The organism is Clostridium sp. MCC353 (assembly GCF_018785315.1).
Taxonomy (GTDB): domain Bacteria; phylum Bacillota; class Clostridia; order Lachnospirales; family Lachnospiraceae; genus CHH4-2.
Genome location: NZ_WQPN01000098.1, coordinates 777 through 23498, shown reverse-complemented (window position 1 = coordinate 23498; position 22722 = coordinate 777). Strand labels below are relative to the sequence as shown.

At 47.1% G+C, this 22722-nt stretch carries 14 protein-coding genes; 13 read left to right on the top strand and 1 reads right to left on the bottom strand.

Annotated features, from left to right (window positions below):
- Positions 1-18 precede the first annotated feature (18 nt).
- From GPL15_RS17215 to GPL15_RS27550, 13 genes are all read left to right on the top strand, one after another.
- The gene (locus GPL15_RS17215; protein ID WP_215699927.1) at positions 19-1503 is read left to right on the top strand and encodes an L-fucose/L-arabinose isomerase family protein; all 1485 of its coding nucleotides are present in this window, start codon (positions 19-21) and stop codon (positions 1501-1503) included.
- A gap of 119 nt (positions 1504-1622) precedes the next feature.
- Positions 1623-3038, top strand: a complete 1416-nt coding sequence (locus GPL15_RS17210; protein ID WP_215699926.1) for an extracellular solute-binding protein — start codon at positions 1623-1625, stop codon at positions 3036-3038.
- An 89-nt stretch (positions 3039-3127) separates the two neighbouring features.
- Positions 3128-4024 carry a sugar ABC transporter permease gene (locus tag GPL15_RS17205; protein ID WP_215699925.1) on the top strand — a complete coding sequence of 299 codons (897 nt, stop codon included), beginning with the start codon at positions 3128-3130 and terminating at the stop codon, positions 4022-4024.
- Positions 4021-4854 carry a carbohydrate ABC transporter permease gene (locus tag GPL15_RS17200; RefSeq protein ID WP_215699924.1) on the top strand — a complete coding sequence of 278 codons (834 nt, stop codon included), beginning with the start codon at positions 4021-4023 and terminating at the stop codon, positions 4852-4854. The genes GPL15_RS17205 and GPL15_RS17200 overlap by 4 nt, the downstream gene beginning before the upstream one ends.
- A 17-nt stretch (positions 4855-4871) precedes the next feature.
- On the top strand, positions 4872-6449 hold the full coding sequence (locus GPL15_RS17195; RefSeq protein WP_215699923.1) for a glycoside hydrolase family 43 protein: 1578 nt from the start codon (positions 4872-4874) through the stop codon (positions 6447-6449).
- Positions 6450-6507: 58 nt separating this feature from the next.
- Complete coding sequence (locus tag GPL15_RS17190) at positions 6508-8613, top strand: glycoside hydrolase family 3 C-terminal domain-containing protein (protein ID WP_215699922.1); 2106 nt, start codon at positions 6508-6510, stop codon at positions 8611-8613.
- Positions 8614-8722: 109 nt separating this feature from the next.
- Complete coding sequence (ilvD, locus tag GPL15_RS17185; RefSeq protein ID WP_215699921.1) at positions 8723-10438, top strand: dihydroxy-acid dehydratase; 1716 nt, start codon at positions 8723-8725, stop codon at positions 10436-10438.
- A 55-nt stretch (positions 10439-10493) separates the two neighbouring features.
- A complete protein-coding gene (locus tag GPL15_RS17180) occupies positions 10494-11378 on the top strand; it encodes a dihydrodipicolinate synthase family protein (RefSeq protein WP_215699920.1) in 885 nt (294 codons plus the stop codon).
- 220 nt (positions 11379-11598) lie between these two features.
- Positions 11599-12765 carry a M20/M25/M40 family metallo-hydrolase gene (locus tag GPL15_RS17175; RefSeq protein WP_215699919.1) on the top strand — a complete coding sequence of 389 codons (1167 nt, stop codon included), beginning with the start codon at positions 11599-11601 and terminating at the stop codon, positions 12763-12765.
- Between the two features lie 145 nt (positions 12766-12910).
- Positions 12911-14281, top strand: a complete 1371-nt coding sequence (locus GPL15_RS17170; protein ID WP_215699918.1) for an AbgT family transporter — start codon at positions 12911-12913, stop codon at positions 14279-14281.
- A gap of 85 nt (positions 14282-14366) precedes the next feature.
- Positions 14367-15254 carry an AraC family transcriptional regulator gene (locus tag GPL15_RS17165; protein ID WP_215699917.1) on the top strand — a complete coding sequence of 296 codons (888 nt, stop codon included), beginning with the start codon at positions 14367-14369 and terminating at the stop codon, positions 15252-15254.
- A 468-nt stretch (positions 15255-15722) separates the two neighbouring features.
- Entirely contained in the window at positions 15723-21026 is a 5304-nt protein-coding gene (locus GPL15_RS17160; protein WP_215699916.1) for a fibronectin type III domain-containing protein, read from the top strand.
- 14 nt (positions 21027-21040) lie between these two features.
- Positions 21041-22117, top strand: coding sequence for a hypothetical protein (locus GPL15_RS27550; RefSeq protein ID WP_252198488.1), 1077 nt, complete (start codon positions 21041-21043; stop codon positions 22115-22117).
- Positions 22118-22275: 158 nt separating this feature from the next.
- On the opposite strand, the gene GPL15_RS17150 is transcribed toward GPL15_RS27550, so the two are convergent.
- The coding region (locus GPL15_RS17150) for a cyclic-di-AMP receptor (protein ID WP_252198487.1) at positions 22276-22722 on the bottom strand (447 nt) is incomplete at its 5' end.

The window sequence follows — 22722 nt, the reverse complement described above, 5'->3', positions numbered from 1 at the left end:
CAGAATGGAGGAGAGAAGATGGAAAATATTCCAGTAGTAAAAATTGGTATTGTGGCTGTCAGCCGTGATTGTTTCCCGGAATCTTTATCTGTAAACAGGAGAAAGGCTTTGGTGGAGGCGTATGAAGCGGCATACGGAAAAGAGGATATTTATGAATGTCCAATCTGCATCGTAGAGAGTGAGATCCATATGGTTCAGGCATTAGAGGATGTTAAGAATGCCGGCTGCAATGCCCTTGTGGTTTACCTTGGCAATTTCGGACCTGAGATTTCCGAAACACTGCTTGCAAAACATTTTGACGGACCTGTTATGTTTGTGGCCGCCGCTGAGGAATCAGGAAACAGCTTGATTCAGGGACGCGGGGATGCGTACTGCGGTATGCTGAACGCCAGCTACAACTTAAAACTGCGCAATGTAAAAGCTTATATTCCGGAATATCCGGTAGGTACGGCAAAAGAATGTGCCGATATGATCCATGAGTTTGTTCCGATCGCAAGAGCTGTAGTGGGTATTTCCCAGTTGAAGATCATCAGCTTTGGCCCTCGTCCTATGAACTTTATGGCATGCAACGCGCCGATCAAACAGCTTTATAACTTAGGCGTTGAGATCGAAGAGAACTCAGAGCTGGATTTATTCGAAGCTTATCATAAACATGACAATGATCCCAGAATCCCGGATGTGGTGAAAGATATGGAAGCAGAGCTGGGCGAAGGCAATATGAAACCTGAGATACTGCCTAAACTGGCTCAGTATGAACTGACGCTTTTAGACTGGGTGGAAGCTCACAGAGGTTATAGAAAGTATGTGGCAATCGCCGGTAAATGCTGGCCTGCATTCCAGACACAGTTTGGATTCGTTCCATGTTACGTTAACAGCCGTCTGACGGGAAGAGGAATTCCTGTTTCCTGTGAAGTTGATATCTATGGAGCTCTCAGCGAGTTTATCGGAACCTGTGTCAGCGAAGACGCGGTTACCCTTCTGGATATTAACAATACGGTTCCGGATGATATCTATGAAGAAGACATTAAGGGCAAATATGACTACACCCATAAGGATACCTTCATGGGATTCCACTGCGGCAATACAACTTCCAAGAAATTGTCCTTCTGCGCTATGAAATATCAGCTCATTATGGCCAGAAGCCTTCCTGAGGAAGTGACACAGGGAACGCTGGAAGGCGATATCACACCTGGAGACATCACATTCTACCGTCTGCAGAGCACAGCGGATAACAAGTTAAGAGCTTATGTTGCAGAGGGAGAAGTTCTTCCGGTAGCCACCCGCTCCTTTGGAGCCATCGGCGTATTCGCAATTCCTGAGATGGGAAGATTCTACCGCCATGTATTGATTGAAGGCAATTATCCGCATCACGGCGCAGTTGCATTCGGACATTTCGGTAAGGCAATGTATGAAGTATTTAAGTACATCGGGGTTGACACGGAAGAAATCGGATTTAACCAGCCAAAGGGTATGAGATATAAAACAGAGAATCCATATGCATAATTGGGGGTATGTATCTTAAAGGGTACATTTTATATGGGTTTATGCTTTGACAGGGCCGTATTATTCAGCACATAAAGGGTGAAAGCTCTTGTGAATAAAGAAAAAGGAGAAGTAAATTTATGAAAAAAAGAAGCTTGGCACTATTGATGGCAGCAGTAATGGTAGCCGGTAACCTGGCAGGATGTTCAGGCGGCGGCAGCACTCCTACAACAGCAGCAACAACAGCGGCAACGACGGCAGCTCCTGCGGAAACAACAGCAGCTCCGGCAGCAGACGCTACGACGGCAGCTGGTGAGGCGGCAACAGAAGCAGCAGGGGGCAGCGGAGTTGAACTCACCAAAGATAATATTGAATTGACCGTATGGCATATCGCTATTGATGAAAAACGTCATTCTACAGTAACCAATGCTATGAACAGATTCATGGAGAAATATCCGAACATTAAGGTTGTGGATGTTGTTAATGAAAACGACCCTTATAAGACAAAACTTGCAACCGCTATGGCAGCAGGCCAGGAACCTGATATCTTCGTATCCTGGGGCGGCGGCTGGCTGGAATCCTTTATCGATGAAGGAAAAGTTCTGGATATCGATGATTGGGTAAAGGAAGTTGCTGATGAATATTATCCTTCAGCATTGAGCTTGTTCCAGATTAAGGGCAAAAATTATGCTCTTCCATACTCCTGCGGACCTACACCGGTTTATTACAACAGACAGATCTATGCTGATTTAGGACTGGAAGTTCCTAAAACACTGGCTGAGTTTGAAGCTAACTGCGATAAGATCAAAGAAGCGGGAATCACACCATTGGCACTTGGCAACGCAAGCCAGTGGCCGGGCGCTCTGACCTTCATCTACTTATCACTTCGTGAAGGCGGCAAAGATGCGTTCCTGAACGCTTACAACCGTGAAAACGGCGGAACATTTGAAGACGAGAGCTTTATCAAAGCAGGCCAGAAGATCCAGGAATGGATTAACAAAGGTTACTATCCGGATGGATGTAATGGTATCAACTACGATACAGGCGGTTCCCGTATGTTATTCTACAGCGGACAGGCTGCTCACATCGTTCAGACCAATGGTATGTTCTCCAACTGTATGTCAGAAGCTCCTGAGTTCTATGAGAACAACTTAGGAATCTTCAACTTCCCGGTTATCGAGGGCGGAAAAGGTACTGATAAAGAAATCGTAGGCGGCGGAAATGCTTATTCTATCTCCGCATCCTGTAAGTATCCGAGAGAAGCATTTGAATTAATCCACATGCTGACAGACAAAGAATTCAGCCAGGACAGTGTTGACAACGCAGGCGTTATCACAGGTGCCGTAGGCGTTACTATGCCTAATGAATTAACACAGGCTGCTGATGACTTCATTCAGAACGCAGATTATATTCAGAACTTCTATGATCAGTTCCTTCCTACAGATATGGGTGCGCTGCACAAACAGACTACATATGATCTGTTCGGTTTAACCACAACTCCAGAAAAGGCTGCTGCTGATATGGAGGCAAAAGCGAAAGAAGTATTGGACAAATAATAACTAAGTTTTAGGGGAATTTGCACAGGCAGTGTTCGGCAGACGGTCTGCCTGTGCATTTTTTAACTCTTTTTAGAGGGGGTTTTTGAATGGATAAGACAACAGCAGCATCAAAACGTTGGAAAAAAACCGGATTAGTTTTACTGTTTGTCCTTCCAGCGTTATTCTTTTACGGGACTTTCAATCTTCTTGGTATCGCCAGGACATTCTATTACAGTACCATGGATTGGAAAGGCATCAGCGCCAACAAAACATTTATAGGATTATCTAATTATATCGCGGTTGCCAAGGACATGAGTTTTTGGAATTCCCTGAAAAACAATTTAATATTGGTAGTTGTTTCAATGTTTATTCAGATGCCGGGCGCTTTGCTTCTGGCACTCTTAATCAATAGTAAAATCCGTTTTACAAAATTCTTCCGTACCGTATTTTTTATGCCTATGCTGCTTTCAACGGTAGCAACCGGTATCATGTGGATTTTGTTTTACGATCCTAACTTCGGTTTACTTGCTAAGCTTATTAAGGCGCTTCACATTCCGATGTCTACCGCGTTCCTCCAGGGAGGTTCGGCTCTGCCGTCCATCCTGTTGGTTATCTGCTGGCAGTTTATTCCGTATTACATGATCATCTTTAAAGCAGGTTTGACGAACGTTCCAGAAGAACTGTATGAAGCGGCCAGAATCGACGGAGCTAATTCATGGCAGTGCTTTACTAACATCACCCTGCCTTTGATTGTACCGACTATGAGAACATCTGCGGTCCTGCAGCTGGTTGGATCCTTAAAATATTTCGACTTATTCTACGTTATGATGGGCGGTGCGCCTAACGCAAGTACAGAACTTATGGCAACCTACATGTATAAGAAAGGCTTTACGGAGTTCCAGATGGGATATGCCAGTACCATAGCGGCCTATATGTTCCTGATCTGTTTCATATTCGCCTGCGTCTTCTTATATATGACTTCCAGGAAGGGGGATAAAGCATGAATCCAAAGGTAAAGAGAAATTTAGTAAAAGCCTTATTATATGCGGCCTGCATACTTATCCTGATCATAACGGGATTTCCGTTTATTTTCCTGTTGGTAAACAGCTTTAAGGATATGGCTGAGTATCTGAAAAACATCTGGGCTCTTCCAAGTAAAGCGTTCTTTGGAAACTACAAAGCTGTATTCAAGCCGGATTTCCTGCGTTATTTTCTCAACAGTGCATTTGTTTCGGCTGTCAGCGTATCCTTGATTGTTTTGGTTTCCTCCATGATTTCTTTTGCGTTTGCAAAGATGAAATTCAGAGGCTCCAACGCGCTTTACTTTTTAATTATCGCAGGTATGATGATTCCGGTACATACAACGTTGATTCCTACATTTACGTTATTGAGTTCTATGCATTTGAATGACTCGCTTATCGGACTTTGCGGACCGTATATCAGCTATAATATTCCGATTTCCGTATTCATTTTGACCCAGTTCTTTAAGGAAATACCAAAAGAGATCGAAGAAGCGGCCATCATTGACGGATGCGATACCGTCGGTATTTTCAGAAAGATCATGATTCCTCTGTCAGGAGCAGGTCTTTCAACGGTAACTGTTTATACATTCTTAAATATCTGGAATGAATTTATTAATGCCAATGTTTTGATTAACACAACAGCGAAGAAAACGCTTCCGTTAGGTATCCGTGAGTTCTACGGTTTCCAGTCGGTTAATATCCCGGCAATTCTTACTGCAATTTTAGTTGGTTCTCTGCCGGTTATCCTTTTATATTTCTTTGCACAGGAAAAGGTTGTTAACGGTTTGACACAGGGTGCTGTTAAAGGTTAAAGAAAAGGAGGAAGATTATGGGTGTTGCTCATAACCCTATTTTAAAGGGATTCAATCCGGACCCGTCAATTATCCGGGTTGGAGACGATTATTATATCGCCACATCTACATTTGAGTGGTTTCCCGGCGTACAGATTCACCATTCCAGGGATCTGATTAACTGGAAAGTAGTTGCCCAGCCTTTAAACAGGAGAAGCCAGCTTGACATGGTTGGAGTGCCTGATTCCGGCGGTGTGTGGGCGCCATGCTTATCCTATTGCGACGGAACTTTTTATCTGGTGTACACCAATTCCCATACCAAGGACCGGTTAAAGGATACCCATAATTACCTTGTTACCTGCGACAGAATCGACGGCCAATGGTCGGACCCTGTTTATATCAACAGTTATGGATTTGATCCGTCCCTGTTCCACGATACGGACGGAAGAAAATGGTTTGTGACCATGGAAACAGACTTCAGGGAAGGCCGGAACCGTTTTTCCGGTATTCTTCTGGAGGAATATGATGAAAAACAGCAGAAATGCGTTGGGCCAGTGAAGAAGATCTTCTTAGGATCGGACATTGGAGTGACGGAAGGGCCGCATCTCTATCATTTGGGAGAATATTATTATCTGATTGTGGCAGAGGGCGGAACGGAAAAGGGACATGCGGTAACTGTGGCCCGGTCAAAACAGATTGACGGGCCTTATGAGATCGATCCTGAGAATCCGATGCTGACTTCCAGGGATAAACCATGGGCCATGCTGCAGAGGGCCGGACACGCCAGCATCGTGCAGGCTCCCGGCGGCCAATGGTTTATGGTGCATCTGTGCGGACGTCCCATCGGACCGGATGAGGGGTACTGCGTGCTGGGCCGTGAAACTGCCATTCAGAGCATTTATTTTAATGAAGACGGCTGGATCCGGCTTACGGGAGGCGGCAATGAGCCGTTTGAATCGGTCACTGTTCCTTATAATGGGCAGATGCCGAAACCTATACATAAGAAATACACATTTTCACCGGACGCTCCATGGGATATGGATTTACAGTTTTTAAGAAGGCCCATGGAAGAGGACACCATGTCTTTGACAGCGCGTCCCGGCTATATGAGACTGTATGGGAAGGAAAGCCTGCTTTCCAAGTTCAAACAGGCGCTGGTGGCCAGACGGCAGCAGTCCTTTGAATTTGAAGCGGTTACGGCCCTTGAGTTTGAACCGGATTATTTCAAACAGATGGCCGGACTTGTTTATTACTATAATACCACCCAGTACTATTATCTGAGAGTCAGCTATGATGAGGTGATGGGAGGCCGGATGCTGGCGATTTTAAGCTGTGACAACGGGGAATATTTGGAGCCGTTTGAATATGTAAAACTGCCGGATACGGGAAAAGTGTGGCTGAAAGCGGCATGTGATTATGCGGTTGTTAAGTTTTATTATTCCCTGGACGGAATGAACTACACACAATATGGAAAAGACTGCGATGCGCTCAGAATTTCAGATGAACATATCGACACATCCGCGTTTACAGGGGCATTTATCGGTATGTGTGCCCAGGATATGTCGGGATTTTCAAAGTATGCGGATTTTGAGTATTTTGAATACATAGAAAAATAGTAACTGCGAAGTTGATGAGCGGTTACGGAAAGTAAATGATAAAAGGGAGGCGTTAGTGATGGATTTTGAAAAACAGGCAAGGGAACTGGTCAGCAAGATGACCCTGGAGGAACGGGCGGGACAGCTCCGTTTCGACGCAATTCCTGTAGAAAGGCTGAATGTGCCCAGATATCACTGGTGGAATGAGGCTTTACACGGACTGGCAAGGGCCGGCACAGCTACCATGTTCCCGCAGGCCATTGGTCTGGCGGCAATGTTTGATGAGGAAGAGATGCATAAGGTTGGAGATATTGTGGCTACGGAAGCGAGAGCCAAATACAACGCTTATGCGGGAGAGGATGACAGGGACATTTACAAGGGCCTGACCCTTTGGTCTCCCAATGTCAACATTTTCCGTGATCCAAGATGGGGAAGAGGACAGGAAACTTATGGTGAGGACCCGTATCTTACCTCAGTTCTGGGCGTGGAATTTATCAAAGGCATTCAGGGTGACGGCAAGTACTTAAAGGCCGCGGCGTGTGCGAAGCATTTTGCGGTTCACAGCGGGCCGGAAGAACTGCGCCATGAATTCAACGCGGTGGTTTCGGATAAGGATCTTTGGGAGACTTATCTTCCTGCGTTTGAAGCCTGCGTGGTTGACGCTAAGGTGGAAGGCGTGATGGGGGCTTATAACAGGACCAACGGAGAGCCCTGCTGTGGAAGCAAACTGCTGATGCAGGACATTTTGAAGGATAAATGGCATTTTGACGGTTATTATACGTCTGACTGCTGGGCACTGAAAGATTTCCATGAAAACCATCATGTGACCGACACGGCTACGGAATCGGCTGCCCTGGCACTTAAAATGGGCTGTGATATCAACTGCGGAAACCTCTATCTGAAGGTGATGCAGGCATACCAGGAAGGGCTGGTGACAGAAGAGGATATTACCGAGGCGGCTGTGCGGGTGATCAGAACCAGGATGAGACTGGGGCTGTTTGCGGATGACTGTGAATATGACAACATTTCCTATGAAGTGATCGGATGTAAGGAGCACAGGGAAGAAGCCATTAAAACAGCGGAAAAATCCATTGTCCTGCTGAAAAATGACGGAATTCTGCCGCTTAAAAAAGATACAAAGAAACTGGCGCTGATCGGACCGAACGCGGACAGCAGGTGGCCGTTGATCGCCAATTACCATGGCACGTCACCAAGGTATGTGACTGTGCTTGATGGAATTGAAGAAGTTGCCCCGGATGTGAGAATCCATTATTCTGAGGGCTGCCATACCATGAAAGACCGGGTTGAGCGCCTGGCTCTGCCGGATGACCGGGTATCCGAGGCAGTCATCGTTGCAAAAGAGGCAGGACTTGCAGTTGTCTGCGTAGGTTTGGATGAAAGATTTGAAGGCGAGCAGCAGGATACGGGAAACCGGTTTGGCGGTGATGAAGTCAGCATGGCGGATAAACCGACCACAGCTCTTCCTGACAGCCAGATTCATATGCTGGAAGCGGTCATTGCTACAGGAATTGATATCGTAGTCGTAAATATGACGGGCAGCGCGGTTGAGCTGAAATGGCTCCAGGATACGCCTAATGTAAAAGCTATCGTACAGGGCTGGTATCCGGGCGGAGAAGGCGGGCTGGCAGTTGCAAGAATCCTGTTTGGGGATGTGAATCCATCGGGTAAACTGCCGATCACATTTTATGAATCCGCAGAAGGAATGCCTTCCTTTACCGATTATGCCATGAAGGGCAGAACTTACCGTTACATGGAAGTTCCGGCATTGTATCCATTTGGCTATGGCCTCAGCTATACGGACTATGAATACAGTGGTTTGAAGGCGGAAGAGGCTTCAGACGGCGTTGATGTTACCGTAACGGTAGAGAATAAAGGTTCCCGGGATGGAGAAGAGATCGTTGAACTCTATATGAAGGATCTGGAATCTGAATATGAGGTCAGAAACCACAGGCTGGCGGGATTTAAGCGTGTGGCGTTGAAGGCAGGAGAGAAGAAGACAGTTACCCTTCACTTAGGTGAAAAGGCATTCCAGATCGTGGATGACGGCGGAAACAGGCGGAAGGACGGCGGCAGATATGCGTTTTACGTGGGCGGAAGCCAGCCGGATGAGAGAAGCGGGGAGCTGTTAGGCAAGAAACCGTTAATGGTTGAGATAGAGCATTAGAGGATGCGGTTTGTGCGAAGACATTTGTTTTTTTTAACATCAAGGGTGAAGGCATTTTTAAAAATGCCTTCACCCTTAATGTAAAAAAAAATTCGAGAGGAAACCTATTATGGAACAGAAAAGTAAAAAAGAACGTCTGCTTTGGGCTCAGTTTGATTCTTTGCAGCTGGGCAGCGGCTGGTCGGAAGAGGATATTACAAAGCCGCAGATTTTGATTGAAGATGTATATGGAGATTCCCACCCGGGAAGCGTTCATTTAAACCAGGTGACGGAACAGGTGAAATGGGGAGTTCTGGAAAAAGGCGGATATGGGGCGAAATACCATATCACGGATATTTGTGACGGCTGCGCCCAGGGCCATGACGGCATGAACCTGGTGCTGGCATCCAGGGAAGCGGTCTGCGACATGGTGGAAGTACATGCCAGCGCTGTGCCATGGGATGGAATGGTGCTTTCCAGTTCCTGTGATAAGTCCATACCGGCGCATTTGAAGGCGGCGGCCAGAATGAATATTCCAACCATATTCCTTCCGGGAGGAAGTATGAGGCCGGGGCCGGATATGACAACCTCATTGGTAGCAGGCGATATTTCGCTGAGACAGAAGCGCAAGGATGAGATAACAGAGGAAGAGATCAGGGAATATAAGATCACCGGATGCCCGTCTGTGGGAGCATGTACGTTTTTGGGAACCGCATCTACCATGCAGTGTATGGCGGAGGCATTGGGAATGGCCCTTCCTGGAAGCGCCCTTGTTCCGGCGACCATGCGGGATATTCTGGAATATGCCAGACTGGCGGGAAGAAAGATCATGGAATTGGCTGAGAAGGAAATCACCCCGTCTCAGATCATCACCCCGGCAGCCATGAGGAACGCCATCGTGGTGCACAGCGCCATCGGCGGCTCCACCAACGCTACAATCCACCTTCCGGCCATTGCCCGGGAAGCGGGATTTGAACTTCCAATTGAGTGGTTTGACGAGATCAACCATCAGATCCCCCACCTCTGCAATGTGAACCCCAGCGGTCAGCATTTGACGGAGAGCTTCTGGTTTGCGGGCGGAGTGCCCATGGTTCAGTGGATGTTAAGGGATTATCTGGATTTGGATGTGATGACCGTAACCGGCAGGACGTTGGGAGAGAATCTGGAAATGATCCGGAAAGACCGGTTCTTTGAACGGAATGTGAGATATCTTCACAACTACGGATTAGAGCGGGAAGATGTGATTTTCCCGGTTGAAAAGGTGAAGGAAAATGGTTCCGTAGCCATTTTGAAAGGCAATCTGGCCCCGGAAGGCTCTGTTATCAAATATTCGGCATGTACGGAAGAGCTGCGCAGCCATAAAGGCCCGGCCAGGGTCTATGACAGCGAAGAAGCCGCCCACAGCGATGTGGTGAATAAGAAGATCAACCCGGGCGATATTGTGGTAATCCGCTATGAAGGCCCAAGGGGAAGCGGTATGCCGGAAATGCTGATGACTACGGAAGCCATTGTATGTGATAAGGACTTAAACGGTTCGGTTTCATTGGTAACTGACGGAAGATTCTCAGGAGCGACCAGAGGTGCGGCCATCGGCCATGTATCACCGGAGGCGGCCCGGGGCGGCCCGCTGGCATTTATAAGGACCGGGGATATCATCGAATATGATGTGGAAAAGAGAACTTTGAATGTGGTTGGCATTGACGGCAGGGAAATGCCCATGGATGAAATCGAGGCAGTTCTTAAAAAAAGGAGCGAAGAAGGGATTAAGAAACCTTCGGGCAGAAAAGGGCTGTATAAACGGTATACCGACCATGCGCTGTCAGCTATGGAAGGCGCCGGATACTAGAATGTAAACAATTTTCGGAAACGCACAAGAGCAGAAGCGGAAAGGGAATATTGAAATGAAAGCAGAATATATTACACCGGCGGTGACGCTGTTTAAAGAGGATGGAAAGCCGGATTTTGACAGTTTGAGAAAGTTATATAACCACCTGATTGACGGAGGGATCAGCGGAATTCTGGTGCTGGGAAGTATTGGTGAATTCTTTGCTGTTTCCAAGGAAGACAAGATGGATATTATCCGTTTTGCGGTGAATGAGATCAAAGGCAGAGTGAAGGTGTTAATCGGAACCAACAGCATGATTCCGGGAGAAACTGTGGAATTGTCGAATTTTGCGTTGGAATGCGGCGCGGACGGGGTTGTGATCATTCCTCCTTATTATTTCACTCTTACGGACGACAGCATCTATGATTTTTATGCAGAGATCGCGAAGGAAGTGAAAGGGGATATTTACATTTATAATTTCCCTGACAGAACGGGATATGATATCGCTCCTGAGGTGATGTTGAAGCTGGCCCGGGAATTTTCCAATATTGTAGGATGTAAGGACACGATTCCGGGAGTGGCACATACGAGGGAGATCATTAAAATGGTAAAACCGGTGCGCCCGGATTTCAAGGTGTATTCCGGTTTTGACGATAATTTTGCCTATAATGTGATTTCCGGCGGAAACGGCTGTATCGGCGGGCTTTCCAACGTGATTCCGGGGTTCTTTAAGGAATGGATGGATGCGTTTGAAGAGAATGACCTGCTGAAGATTTCGGAGAAACAGCAGGCGGTGAACCGGCTGATGGATATCTATGGCGTGGGAGTTCCGTTTGTGCCTTATATTAAGACGGCTATGGCGGCTCTGGGCATTATCGATTCTGATAAGGCTACCTTCCCGCTTCCTAAGGCTACGAAGGAAGATGTGGAGAAGCTGCTGGAGATTCTGAACAGGAAGTAAGCTGATTTATGGTTTTTTATGGCTGAGATAAATGAATACTGAAAGAGAAAATGCCCTGGCGGTTTGGAAAATAAACTGCACAGGGTATTTTCTGTTGTGGAAATATTGTGAAAAATATGATACAATTATGCGGATTGTATGTTATTTCAAAAAATGAACGGCAAAGGCGCCAAACAAGGTTGTTTGGCGTTTTTTGCTGAAAAAAATAAGGAGGTTGAGAATGGAAGTGAGAGAGCGGGTCATGGCCTACATCGATGAGCATGAGCAGGAGATGATAGAGTTTTGGAAAAATCTCGTACAGTTGGAAAGTCCGTCGGCGGATATAGATGGGGTGGCTCAGGCGGCGGCTCATTTGGATACATACTGCGGGGCATTGGGGCTCAGTACCCAAAAATATATTTATGAACATGCAGGTCCCAGCCTGGCCGCATGGACAAAGGAAGGGCCGCTTCCGGGGGTGGTGCTTATGGGACACATGGATACGGTGCATAGGCGAGGGGCATTTGGAAAGCACGCATTTGTGATGGACGGTGAAAATGTTCACGGCCCAGGCGTTTATGACTGCAAGGGCGGGATTGTGACCGCATTTTTTGTAATAAAGGCTTTGATGTATGGGGGATATGATAAAAGACAGCTCAAAATTCTGCTGTCAGGAGATGAGGAGACGGCCCACTCCCTTTCAAATGGAGACAGCCTGGCCTTATATAAAGAGGGGATACAGGGATGCGAGGTGGCATTTAACTGTGAAAGCGGCCTTCTGTCGGGGGATGTGATTACAGAGCGGAAAGGCGGAGCGTCCCTGATTTTCAGGGTTTACGGAATCGCTTCCCATGCAGGAGCCGCGCCGCAGGACGGGGCCAGCGCCATTAAGGAGGCGGCCCGGAAAATACTGGATATTGAAGCGCTGACGGATTATGAGGGAACTACCTTTAACTGCGGAACGATCAAAGGGGGCAGCGGTGTCAATGTGATTCCTGATTATTGTGAATTCGGTGTTGGTATCCGCTTCCGGACAAATGAGGAGGAGAAAGAAGCCCTTGCGCAGCTGGAGGAAATCGCTAAAAAGGTGTATATAAAAGGTGTGAGGACGGAAATGGAGACGGCGGCGGGCTTTAAAGCCATGGAAAAAACGAAAAAAACGGAGCCGCTGTTTGAAGTATATAAAAATGCCTGTATAAAGCTGGGATACAAGGAGCCCAATATGGTCAGTTCAGGGGGCTGTTCCGATGGGGCATATGTTGCTATGGAACAGGTTCCGGTACTCTGCGGGGTGGGGGTCAGGGGGGCTCACAACCATTCCAAAGAGGAATATGCTGTGATTAAATCCATGAAAGAGCGGACCAGAATTTTGGCGGAAACCATACTCAGCCTTCCTGATGATTTCTAACAGACGCATCCAGCCCATTAAAGTCGCCTGCGGCGAGGGGCTGGATGCCTGCGGCCGCTATGCTTTCGTACGGTCTGCGCAGTAAATGCGCAGACCGTACGGAACTGTTACCGAAAAATTACACAAGAAAAACGGAGATATGATTATGAAAGCGAAAAAACCTAAGATACCCAATGCGTTTGTTATTGTATTTATTATTATGGTATTTTCAGCCATTATGACGTATATAATTCCTGCCGGACAGTATGATCTGGTGGAAGGGACAAAGAATATTGATCCCAATACCTTTCACAGGGTGGAGCAGAGCGGAACTACCCTTTGGGGATTTGTAGATTCCTTTTTTACAGGAATGCAGAATGGGTCCTCTATTATCCTGTTCACCATACTTTTGGGCGGGTATTTTAATGTGATGATTGAAACAAAGGCATTTGACGCGTTTATTTCCCTTCTAATTAAGAAGATGGGGACCAGGACCATGGTCATCATTCCCATCATGGCGATTTTGATGTCGGTGCTGGGGGCTGTAGGGGTTATGGCCAATCCGGTTGTGGCTGTGGTTCCTGTAGGGATTATTCTGGCTAAGAAGCTGAAGCTGGATCCGCTCATGGGGCTGGCGGTGACATTTGTGGCCGCTTATACGGGTTATGCTATGAGCCCCATGTGTCCTATGACGGTGCAGACCGCCCAGAAGATCGCAGAGGTGCCTCTGATGTCCGGCTTTGGATTCCGGCTGTTCGGATGGGCGGTGATCATGGCTGTGACTGTGGCTTATATGATGCATTATGGCAATAAGGTGAAAATGGATCAGAGCAAAAGTGTGCTGGGAAGCGGATTTTTATCGGAAGATGAAGTAGAGGCAGAAGTGGTGGAATTTAAGCTGAGCCACGGTTTCATTCTCGTTTCCCTGGCTGTTGGCATGGGCATTTACGTATATGGTTCCCTGAAACTGGGATGGGGGCTTAACTATATGGCGGGAGTGATGCTGATCGTGGCTTTTTTAAGCGCCTGCTTTGGACGGATGGGAAGCGAAGGCTTTGTACAGGCATTTTTGAAGGGCGCGAGGCAGATGACATTTTCCGCGCTGCTGATCGGATGCGCAACTGCGATTTCTGTTATTCTGACACAGGGAAGGATTCTCCACAGCATCATTTATGGAATGGCAATCCCTCTTCACCGTCTTCCGGATGTGCTGGCAGGGCCGGTTATGTATTATGTTAACCTTGTTTTTAACTTCTTCGTGTCCTCCGGTTCCGGCCAGGCGGCGGTCGTTATGCCGATCATGGCTCCGCTTTCCGATGTGGTGGGAGTGTCCAGGCAGATGGCCATCTGCGCGTTTCAGTATGGGGACGGCCTTTCTAATCTGATCTTCCCTACAAATGGCACGATGATGGCCTGCATAGCGGTGGCTGGGGTGAGGTATGATAAGTGGATGAAATGGATGATGCCGCTGTTTGGCATATGGTTTGTGATTTCCACGATTCTGATCATAATCGGCAGCGCGGTTGGTGTGGCCTGAGAAACCAGGCATCACTCAGCATAAAAAGTCAAGAGAAAGCATCAGCAGTCCTTTAAGATAGGGATATACGGAAGGGGGAGAGACGATGGATTGGATCACAGGGATACAGCGGGCGGTTGATTATGTGGAAGAGCACATTATGGAACCCATTGATTATGAAGAGGTGGCTAAGCAGGGGTATTCCTCCAGCTTTCATTTTCAGCGTGTGTTCAGCATACTATGCGGGTTCACTTTGGGGGAATATATCCGGTGCAGGAGATTATCCCTTGCGGGGAGCGAGCTGCTGGGGTCGGACGCGAAAATTATTGATATTGCGCTGAAATACGGCTATGATACGCCGGAAAGCTTCAGCAGGGCATTTACCCGTTTTCATGGCATCGCGCCGTCCCAGGTGAAGAATAACTGTGCGGTCCTGAAGTCATTTTCCCGCCTGTCCGTAAAACTTATTTTAAATGGAGGAAATGCGATGGACTACAGGATTGAAACGAAGGATGCTTTTAAACTGATCATGAAAAAGAAGAAGGTTTCCAGCAATCAGGAACTGACTGCGGCGGAGATTTCGGAGTTTTGGCAGCAGTGCAGCGTGGACGGGACAATTCCGGCGTTGTGCAGGTATATTCCTGAGGAAAATATTTTTAAAAACTGCATTGTGGGGGCCAGCTTTGGTAAGGATGCGTCGGATCAACAGTTTCCGTATGCCATTGGCGCTATGTATAATGGGCTGCCGGTGGAGGAAGAGGATTTTATTGTGGAGGAGATTCCGGCCCATACCTATGTAGTATTTCCATGTGTGGGCAAGATGCCGGAGGCATTTCAGAAGCTGTATCAGCAGATTTACAGTGAATTTTTCCCGGCAAGCGAGTATCAGCCCTGCGGAGGTACGGATTTTGAAGCTTATCCGTCGGCCGATGTGCTTTCACCGGATTACCAGTGTGAGATTTGGGTGGCAGTGGAGAAGAAGGCGGGGAGGTAGGCGTCTGGGGCGTATTTAAAATAATGGACCGCCTCCTGTATTGATACCATATATTTTGTAACCGTCCATACGGCGGGTAACCTGATGAAGAAAACTGTTTACAAGCGGGCTTTCTTTATCGGGTTACCCGCCGTATGAACGCTTATCACATTATGAAACAGTTCAGACAGGTCTGAACTGTTTCACATCCAGCCCATTAAAAGTCGACTGCGGCGAGGGGCTGGATGCCTGCAACCGCTATGTTTTCGTACGGTCCGCGCAGTAAATGCGCAGACCTATCTGAACTGTTATCACATTATTTCGAATATTATTTTGAATTTGACTGGAATATTGACTTTTAAAAATGAAAACAGTATAATGGTTTGACTATTACAGAAAGTGGAGGTAATGGATGGTTAAAACGTTATCTGTAACCAATTGCCCGGAAGCAGATATGACGTTAAAAACTGAATACAGGAGGATAAGAGGATGAAAAAGGCAGCCATATTTACGCTGGCTTTGAGCTTGTGTTTCCAGACGCCATTGTCGGTTTTGAACGCTGACGCAAAACAGACAGGCAGGTATCTGCATACGGAACACGAGGAGTATCAAATTGCGACAACGAGCAACGCAGAGCATTTGGAATCCGTAACCGAAGATCGGGACGAAGAAGTGTTGACGGCATCGGGCAGCAATGGGCTGTATGCGGAAGGTATGGGGGGATACCGGGGAGCTGTGCAGGTGGAGATTCATTCTGTGCTGATGACAGAAAAAACTGCGAATTTTGAGGTAAACCTGACAGCGGCGGAAAGAAAGCTGGATGGTTATGAGGAAGAACACGAAGTTCTGATTGACTGGGATTCAGAAGAAAATGATTCCTATGGATCGGAAACGGCGGTTTTCACAAACCTGATTCCGGGGCGTTACCGGCTGGAAGTGACCGGAGACGGATATGAATCATATGAACAGTATATCAATGTGAAGGAGTCCACGTATAAAGTCATGCTGATGAATGACTACCTTCCGGGCTATACCTTCAAATCAGGTACGAAGCATCCGGGAATTCTGAAACCCGGAGATGTCAATGAAGACGGAACCATTGACAGTGAAGATCTTGAAGAACTGCTGGAGGCAATTCATGGCAGAGACAGAAAGTTCAGCCGCTCTGAGCTTGAATGTTATGATATAAATGGAGATGGGGAAGTGGATCTTACGGATTTGCAGTATTTCACTATCTTCTATAAAAATACTGCTCACAGCACGGCTTCTGTTACAGAAATTACAACAGTGAGGCCGGATGATATAAAAGTAGCCTCTGACAGCAACGCGGATCCCAGTGAAATCCCGAATCTCTTTGACGGCGACAGCGCAACATACCTCACGCTGGAACCTATAGAAGAAGGGGAAGTTGGAGAGGAGAATCCAATTGTCCTGGAACTGGATATGAACCGTGAACTGAAGGCGGAAGGAATCGCCATATCCGCTTTGCGGGGCAGCGGGATTGAATCGGGAACCATAGAGGTGACCTATGAGGATGAGAATGGGAAATTACATACGGTACCTCTGGATATTCCGGAGGAGGTACAGGACAAAGAGATGCTTAGGTCCGGCGTGGGCGTGTACCGCAGTGCCGGCGCCCGTATTGAGAGAGACGCGGACGGCACGCTTGTGCTCGATCTGGGCAGGCAGGTGGCCATAAAGAAAATCTCCATCGTAGTCACGAAAACTTCCCAGAAGAATTTGGTTGAAATCTCCAAGGTGGAGTTTTTAAATGATATGGAGAGCAGGATTCCGGCGCCTGTAATGAATATTCCAACGGAGCTGACGGCAAAAGCAGGCAGTAAATCATTTGTATTGACCTGGAAAAAGGAACCGAATGTTACCGGTTATGAGGTGCGTATTGAATACGAAGGCAAAAAACAAATCATAAAAACCAAGGAAAACAAGCTGGAAGTTAAATCATTCAACAATGACAAGCTGAAAAATGGACAGCCTTATAGCGTAAGCGTCCAGTCGGTTAACGGGGATTGGAGAAGCGGCTACAGCGCTTCCATCACTGTGATTCCGGTGACGGACCAGAGGCCGGATCCGCCGGAAAATGTAGTGATTAAAAGCGGTTACCGCTCCCTCAATATCTCATGGAAGGATATGGAGGATACGGATACCTACTCCTTGTTCTATCGTGTATACAGCGATGCAAATGGAGCGTTTGAGTGCGTGGAAGGCATTGCTCAAAACAATGCAGTGCTGAACGGGCTGGAGGACGAGACAGAATATGAGGTCTATCTGACGGGACAGAATGAAATCGGCGAAAGCGGGCCGTCAGCCCATTACAGGGGGACTACAAGCACATTAAATCCGCCTGTCACGCCGAATTATAAGCTGATCAATGTGGTACAGGAAGGCCAGGCGGCGACTTATAACATTGTGAATGTGGAAGGATTCGGCACGGATGAGGAACTGCCGTTTGCGATGGTGGATGGAGATTATTCTACCGGATGGGTCAGAAACGACTGGGATGCCGGAGTTGCCTACCCGGCCAATGGAATGGGAAAATCGCCGATCATAACATTTGACCAAATCTATGAGATGGACACCATTGCAGCCATACCGGATGACGCGCAGCCATATGAATTTTATGATGCCAGCGTTTACTGCTGGACGGATTTGGACGGCAAGCCGGTGAAGGTGCCGGGTAAATTATCAAAAAAGACAAGCTCTAACAAGAAGACATATTATGAATTCCAGTGTGAGAATCCAATCAGCCCGCAGAAGATACAGGTGAATTTCAGAACCTATAACAGCGGACGAATCGGTGTTGCGGAGTTGAAATTCTATTATTATGATTCACTGGAAGATGAAATCTTCGGCCTCTATGAGGATGATATGCATATGGCTTTAAAAGCGGATGCGGATCAGGCGGCTATAGACCGGCTGAGGGAGCGTCTTCATACGCCGGATGATGTGAGCGGCGAGCTGCATCCGAAAAAGGATATGCTGGAGAAGGAGCTGGATAATGCGCAGAAGCTCTTAGATGACCTGGGCGTAAAAGGCATTGTAAAGATACATAATGACGTCACTAAAAAAGCAGATGGTGCGATTACATTTAAAAGCGGATTAAATGCATGGCAGCCGATTGGAATCTCAGCAAATGCAGGGGAAACCATTGTGGTTTACGTAGGCGCTCCCGGCAAGAAAACAGGAGATTCTACGGAACTGAAACTGATTGCCACCCAGTACCATGGCGAAGATTCCTGGTCCAAAGAGCTGGGAAGTTTAAAGGCGGGAGCGAATGAAATCACAATCCCGGATCTGACGTCCCTGGATGCAGAACATGGCGGTTCCTTATATGTGGAGTATACAGGAGCGAAAGGAAAGGGCGATTACAGCGTCCGCGTCAGCGGAGGGAACAGTGTTCCGGTCCTGGACATCACAACAGCAACCAGTTCCGACGCTCAGAAAGACCTGGTTACGGAATATGTGAAGGAACTGGAAGAATATGTGCCGCGGATAGCCGCTCTGCATGATGAAAAACATGGGATAGAAACATCATATGAAGCTAACAACTGCACGCTGGGCGCAACCGATCTGGTAATGAAAAATATGATGTTCTCCGTATCTTCCCAACAGATTTTGTCAGCTCTGTCAGGGAGCACGGAGGAAAAATCAGAACAGCTTTACCAATCTCTGAAGGCCATGGAGGAGATGGTGGATTTATTTTATCATCATAAAGGCTTGAGCGATGAACCGGAAGCCGGAGCCCAAAACCGTCTGCCATCCAGCCGTTTGAACATCAGATACCAGCGGATGCCGGCCGGAGTGTTCATGTATGCGGGAGGCGGACATATCGGCATTGAGTGGGGATCTGTCCCTGGACTTGCAAAGGCAGTTCCCGTCCAGGCGGATGAAAACGGAAGATACCAGACCGGCCGCTATATGGGCTGGGGAATTGCCCATGAAATCGGCCATGAGATCAATGAGAGCACTTATGCCATAGCGGAGATAACCAATAATTATTTCTCCGTATTAGCTCAGGCAAAGGACACCAATGACAGTGTGCGTTTTAAGTACAAGGACGTGTACGACAAAGTGACTTCAGGTGTGGTTGGAAGATCTTCCAATGTATTTACACAGCTTGGACTTTACTGGCAGCTGCATTTAGCTTATGACAGAGGCGGATACAATTACAAGATGTATCAAACTTATGAGGAGCAGTTCAATAACCTGTTTTTTGCAAGGGTTGACACGTATTCCCGAGATCCATCCTTAGCTCCCAAGCCGGGAGACGTTGCATTAGAGGTTCAAGGGGATACGGATAACAAGCTGATGCGTCTGGCTTGCGCCGCGGCGGAAAAGAATATTCTGGAATTCTTTACCCGGTGGGGTATGGTACCTGATGAAGGAACCAGGAAATATGCGGCCCAGTTTGAAGATGAAACCAGGGCGATCTGGTTTGTGAATGATGAAGCCAGGGTTTACGCGATGGAACATGGAAAAGACGGTTCCATAGCCCAGGAGATGACCGTAAAGGCGGCTCTTTCTTACCAGAAAGGAACCAATGCGGTGACAATATCATTGGACAACGACGCGGCTAAGAAAGATGCGGTTCTGGGATATGAAATTTACCGCACGGAATATGTAAAAGGCGAGAAGATCAGCAATCCGGTAGGATTTGTGACTGCGGATCAGGATACATTTACAGACTATATAACCACGGTCAATAACCGGGTATTTACCTATGAGGTTGTCGGATATGATAAATATTTAAACCGGACCAGTAAGGCGGCAGTGATGGAGCCGGTGAAGGTATCCCACAATGGAAATATGGACAAAGCATCCTGGACTGTGACCACCAATATGGTATCTCAGGAAGATAAGCAGGAGGACAGCGATGCCGATTATGAAACCGGAAACGGCAATCCTTGTGAAATTGTCAAACGGGCAGTAGAAAAGGTGATCGACGGGGACCCCGGCACGGTGTATACCGGCAGCTTTACATCTAATAATGCAAAGGAAAATCCTGAGATCATCATCAATCTGAACCAAGTTGAAACCATAAGCGGATTCTCTTATACGCCTGGGGATGCGGGAACGCCGATCAGGAAGTACGGGATATTTACCAGTTTGGATGGAGTAAATTGGACTGAGGTGAAAACAGGAACATTTGATGAGGGAACAGAAACACAGACTGTTTACTTTAGCAAAGAAGGGGACAGCTGGATGTATGCGTTCGATGCTTCTTATGTAAAACTGGCTGCAATTGGACAGAAGGGCGTGGAATTATCTGTAGCGGAACTGGATGTCTTGGGAAGAAACGGGGATAACGTTGAGCTCTTTGAAGATGGAATCGGAATACTGAAGGAGGACTTTGACGCGGGAACTGATTCGGCTGGAACAGAGCAGATAATCCCTAAAGGCTCTTTCATTTTCACGGGAAGCTACCGGGGAAATCCGGCCTATAATGCGGTTCTGCTGTTTGATGAAAACGGTGATATCGTGGGAGGCAGCGATGAAAATGGCTATGTCAAGGCAGCTCAGATGATATTTGCGGAAGTTCCGGAGCATGGAGAGCTGGGTGAAACCAGTGATGGCACGTGGGTTTATTATATCGAACCGGAAGACCTTGAACGGATGCAGATGCCGTCTTATGTAAGGGCTGAATTATCCCGGGTGGACAACGCTCATACCAACAAAGGGGAACGTCTTGTCAGCGATACAGTGTTTATACCAATACCGGAGGTGCTGCCTGAAATTACGATCCGGCCGTCTGCCGGCGCTGCTAATATACAATGAGGAGGACAAACAGAATGAAAAGAAATATGTTAAAAACAGGACTTTGTCTCCTTGGAGCGGTAATTTTGGCAGTGACAGCCAAGCCGTTTATGGTGGCAAAAGCAGGAGAAGGCAGCTTTGTGACATGGAAAGAAGGAAAAAAGAATGAAGTGGGAGTTGCCCTTTGCTTACAGAAGGATGATCCATTGGAAGATGTGGTGACATTCCAGATCGGTTTCTTACTGGAAGGCGAAGAACTCCAGGACGTAACATTTACATTTGACAGCGGTCTGAGAAAGAATACGGAGATTCCGGTAAAAGAAGCGATCTATGATGATGAGGACCAGGTATTGACCGTATATGTGTCGGGACGGGAAACCGTTTTGAAGAAAACGACCTTGAATTTGGGGAAAATTACAGTGGACAGCGAAAATGATGTGGACATTTCTGTAATTGAAGATTCCTGCATCACGGTAGACCGGTTCCACGCCCAGGCCCCGGTAACGGATATGGGGAAAATGGAGACGTATCATATGGCCCTGGCTAAGACAAAACCGGTGAATCCGCCGGAAGAAACAACTGCCCCGGACAATGAGAAGCCTTCCAAACCGTCCGTTCCAGAGGATACGGAGGACTGGGAGGATTTGGATGAAAACGACGACATTTATAGCGGCAGTACGGATATTCAGGGAAGCTGGAGCAAAGAGGGCGGCGTCTGGACCTTCAGGAAAAACGATGGAAGTGAAGCCAACAACGAGTGGGTGATGATCCGTGGAGAATGGTACTGGTTTGATGAAAACGGCCATATGAAAACCGGATGGATCAATACCGGCGGTCATTGGTATTACTGCGGCCAGTCAGGGGATATGAAGACCGGATGGATTAATGATAATGGCACATGGTATTATACTGGCCAGTCAGGAGCTATGAAAACCGGCTGGATTCAGGATAAGACATACTGGTATTATCTGAGTGAAACCGGCGCCATGAAAACAGGATGGGTAGAATCCAATGGAAAATGGTATTATATGGATCCGGACGGCAAAATGATGACGGACGCGGTGACTCCTGATGGGAAGAGAGTGGACCGGAATGGGGTAAGGGTTCCGTAATTTAACCATGTAAAAGAAAACGGGCTGTATAAAAACAGCCTGAATAAAAGGAGGATTTTCAATTCACATGTGTGATTTGAGAATCCTCTTTTTGTAGTAAAAATTGACTGAGATTCAGAATAAAACCAAATTTACTGCCATCATCATAATGGGTGAAATTAATATTTTACATTAACTCCTCCCTTAATTTTGATCAACTGCGATAAGCCAAGAATAAAGACAGTGGCGCCGCCGATTACGATAGTTTTTTGCACATCAACCATCATATGTCCGTTATATTCTAATACTTCTGTCTCAATGGACCGCTCCTGGCAGTTCGCTTCTACCAGTTTCAGCACCTCTTCGGTTTTGTCGCTTCCAACTAAAAATAACTTCAGTCTCCGGTTGGATACCAAACCTTCGGCATCGAATTTTGTGGCCTGGATTTTGTTCCTTTTAAAGGCGGAAGTCAATGCAGCGGCATCTTCTTCCTGTACAATGATCAGCATTAAATTCATATTTGTTCCCACTCCTTTTTTAAAACTTCTTTTTATTGTACCACTTGGAGGGGAAATCAACAATCTTATGGGGGGAAAATCTTTATTTAGTTGATTAGTGAAAGTAAC

Excerpts from the sequence above, each read along its gene's own strand:
- GPL15_RS17215 (WP_215699927.1), top strand. The coding sequence starts at position 19 with ATGGAAAATATTCCAGTAGTAAAAATTGGTATTGTGGCTGTCAGCCGT.
- GPL15_RS17210 (WP_215699926.1), top strand. The coding sequence starts at position 1,623 with ATGAAAAAAAGAAGCTTGGCACTATTGATGGCAGCAGTAATGGTAGCC.
- GPL15_RS17205 (WP_215699925.1), top strand. The coding sequence starts at position 3,128 with ATGGATAAGACAACAGCAGCATCAAAACGTTGGAAAAAAACCGGATTA.
- GPL15_RS17200 (WP_215699924.1), top strand. The coding sequence starts at position 4,021 with ATGAATCCAAAGGTAAAGAGAAATTTAGTAAAAGCCTTATTATATGCG.
- GPL15_RS17195 (WP_215699923.1), top strand. The coding sequence starts at position 4,872 with ATGGGTGTTGCTCATAACCCTATTTTAAAGGGATTCAATCCGGACCCG.
- GPL15_RS17190 (WP_215699922.1), top strand. The coding sequence starts at position 6,508 with ATGGATTTTGAAAAACAGGCAAGGGAACTGGTCAGCAAGATGACCCTG.
- ilvD (WP_215699921.1), top strand. The coding sequence starts at position 8,723 with ATGGAACAGAAAAGTAAAAAAGAACGTCTGCTTTGGGCTCAGTTTGAT.
- GPL15_RS17180 (WP_215699920.1), top strand. The coding sequence starts at position 10,494 with ATGAAAGCAGAATATATTACACCGGCGGTGACGCTGTTTAAAGAGGAT.
- GPL15_RS17175 (WP_215699919.1), top strand. The coding sequence starts at position 11,599 with ATGGAAGTGAGAGAGCGGGTCATGGCCTACATCGATGAGCATGAGCAG.
- GPL15_RS17170 (WP_215699918.1), top strand. The coding sequence starts at position 12,911 with ATGAAAGCGAAAAAACCTAAGATACCCAATGCGTTTGTTATTGTATTT.
- GPL15_RS17165 (WP_215699917.1), top strand. The coding sequence starts at position 14,367 with ATGGATTGGATCACAGGGATACAGCGGGCGGTTGATTATGTGGAAGAG.
- GPL15_RS17160 (WP_215699916.1), top strand. The coding sequence starts at position 15,723 with ATGAAAAAGGCAGCCATATTTACGCTGGCTTTGAGCTTGTGTTTCCAG.
- GPL15_RS27550 (WP_252198488.1), top strand. The coding sequence starts at position 21,041 with ATGAAAAGAAATATGTTAAAAACAGGACTTTGTCTCCTTGGAGCGGTA.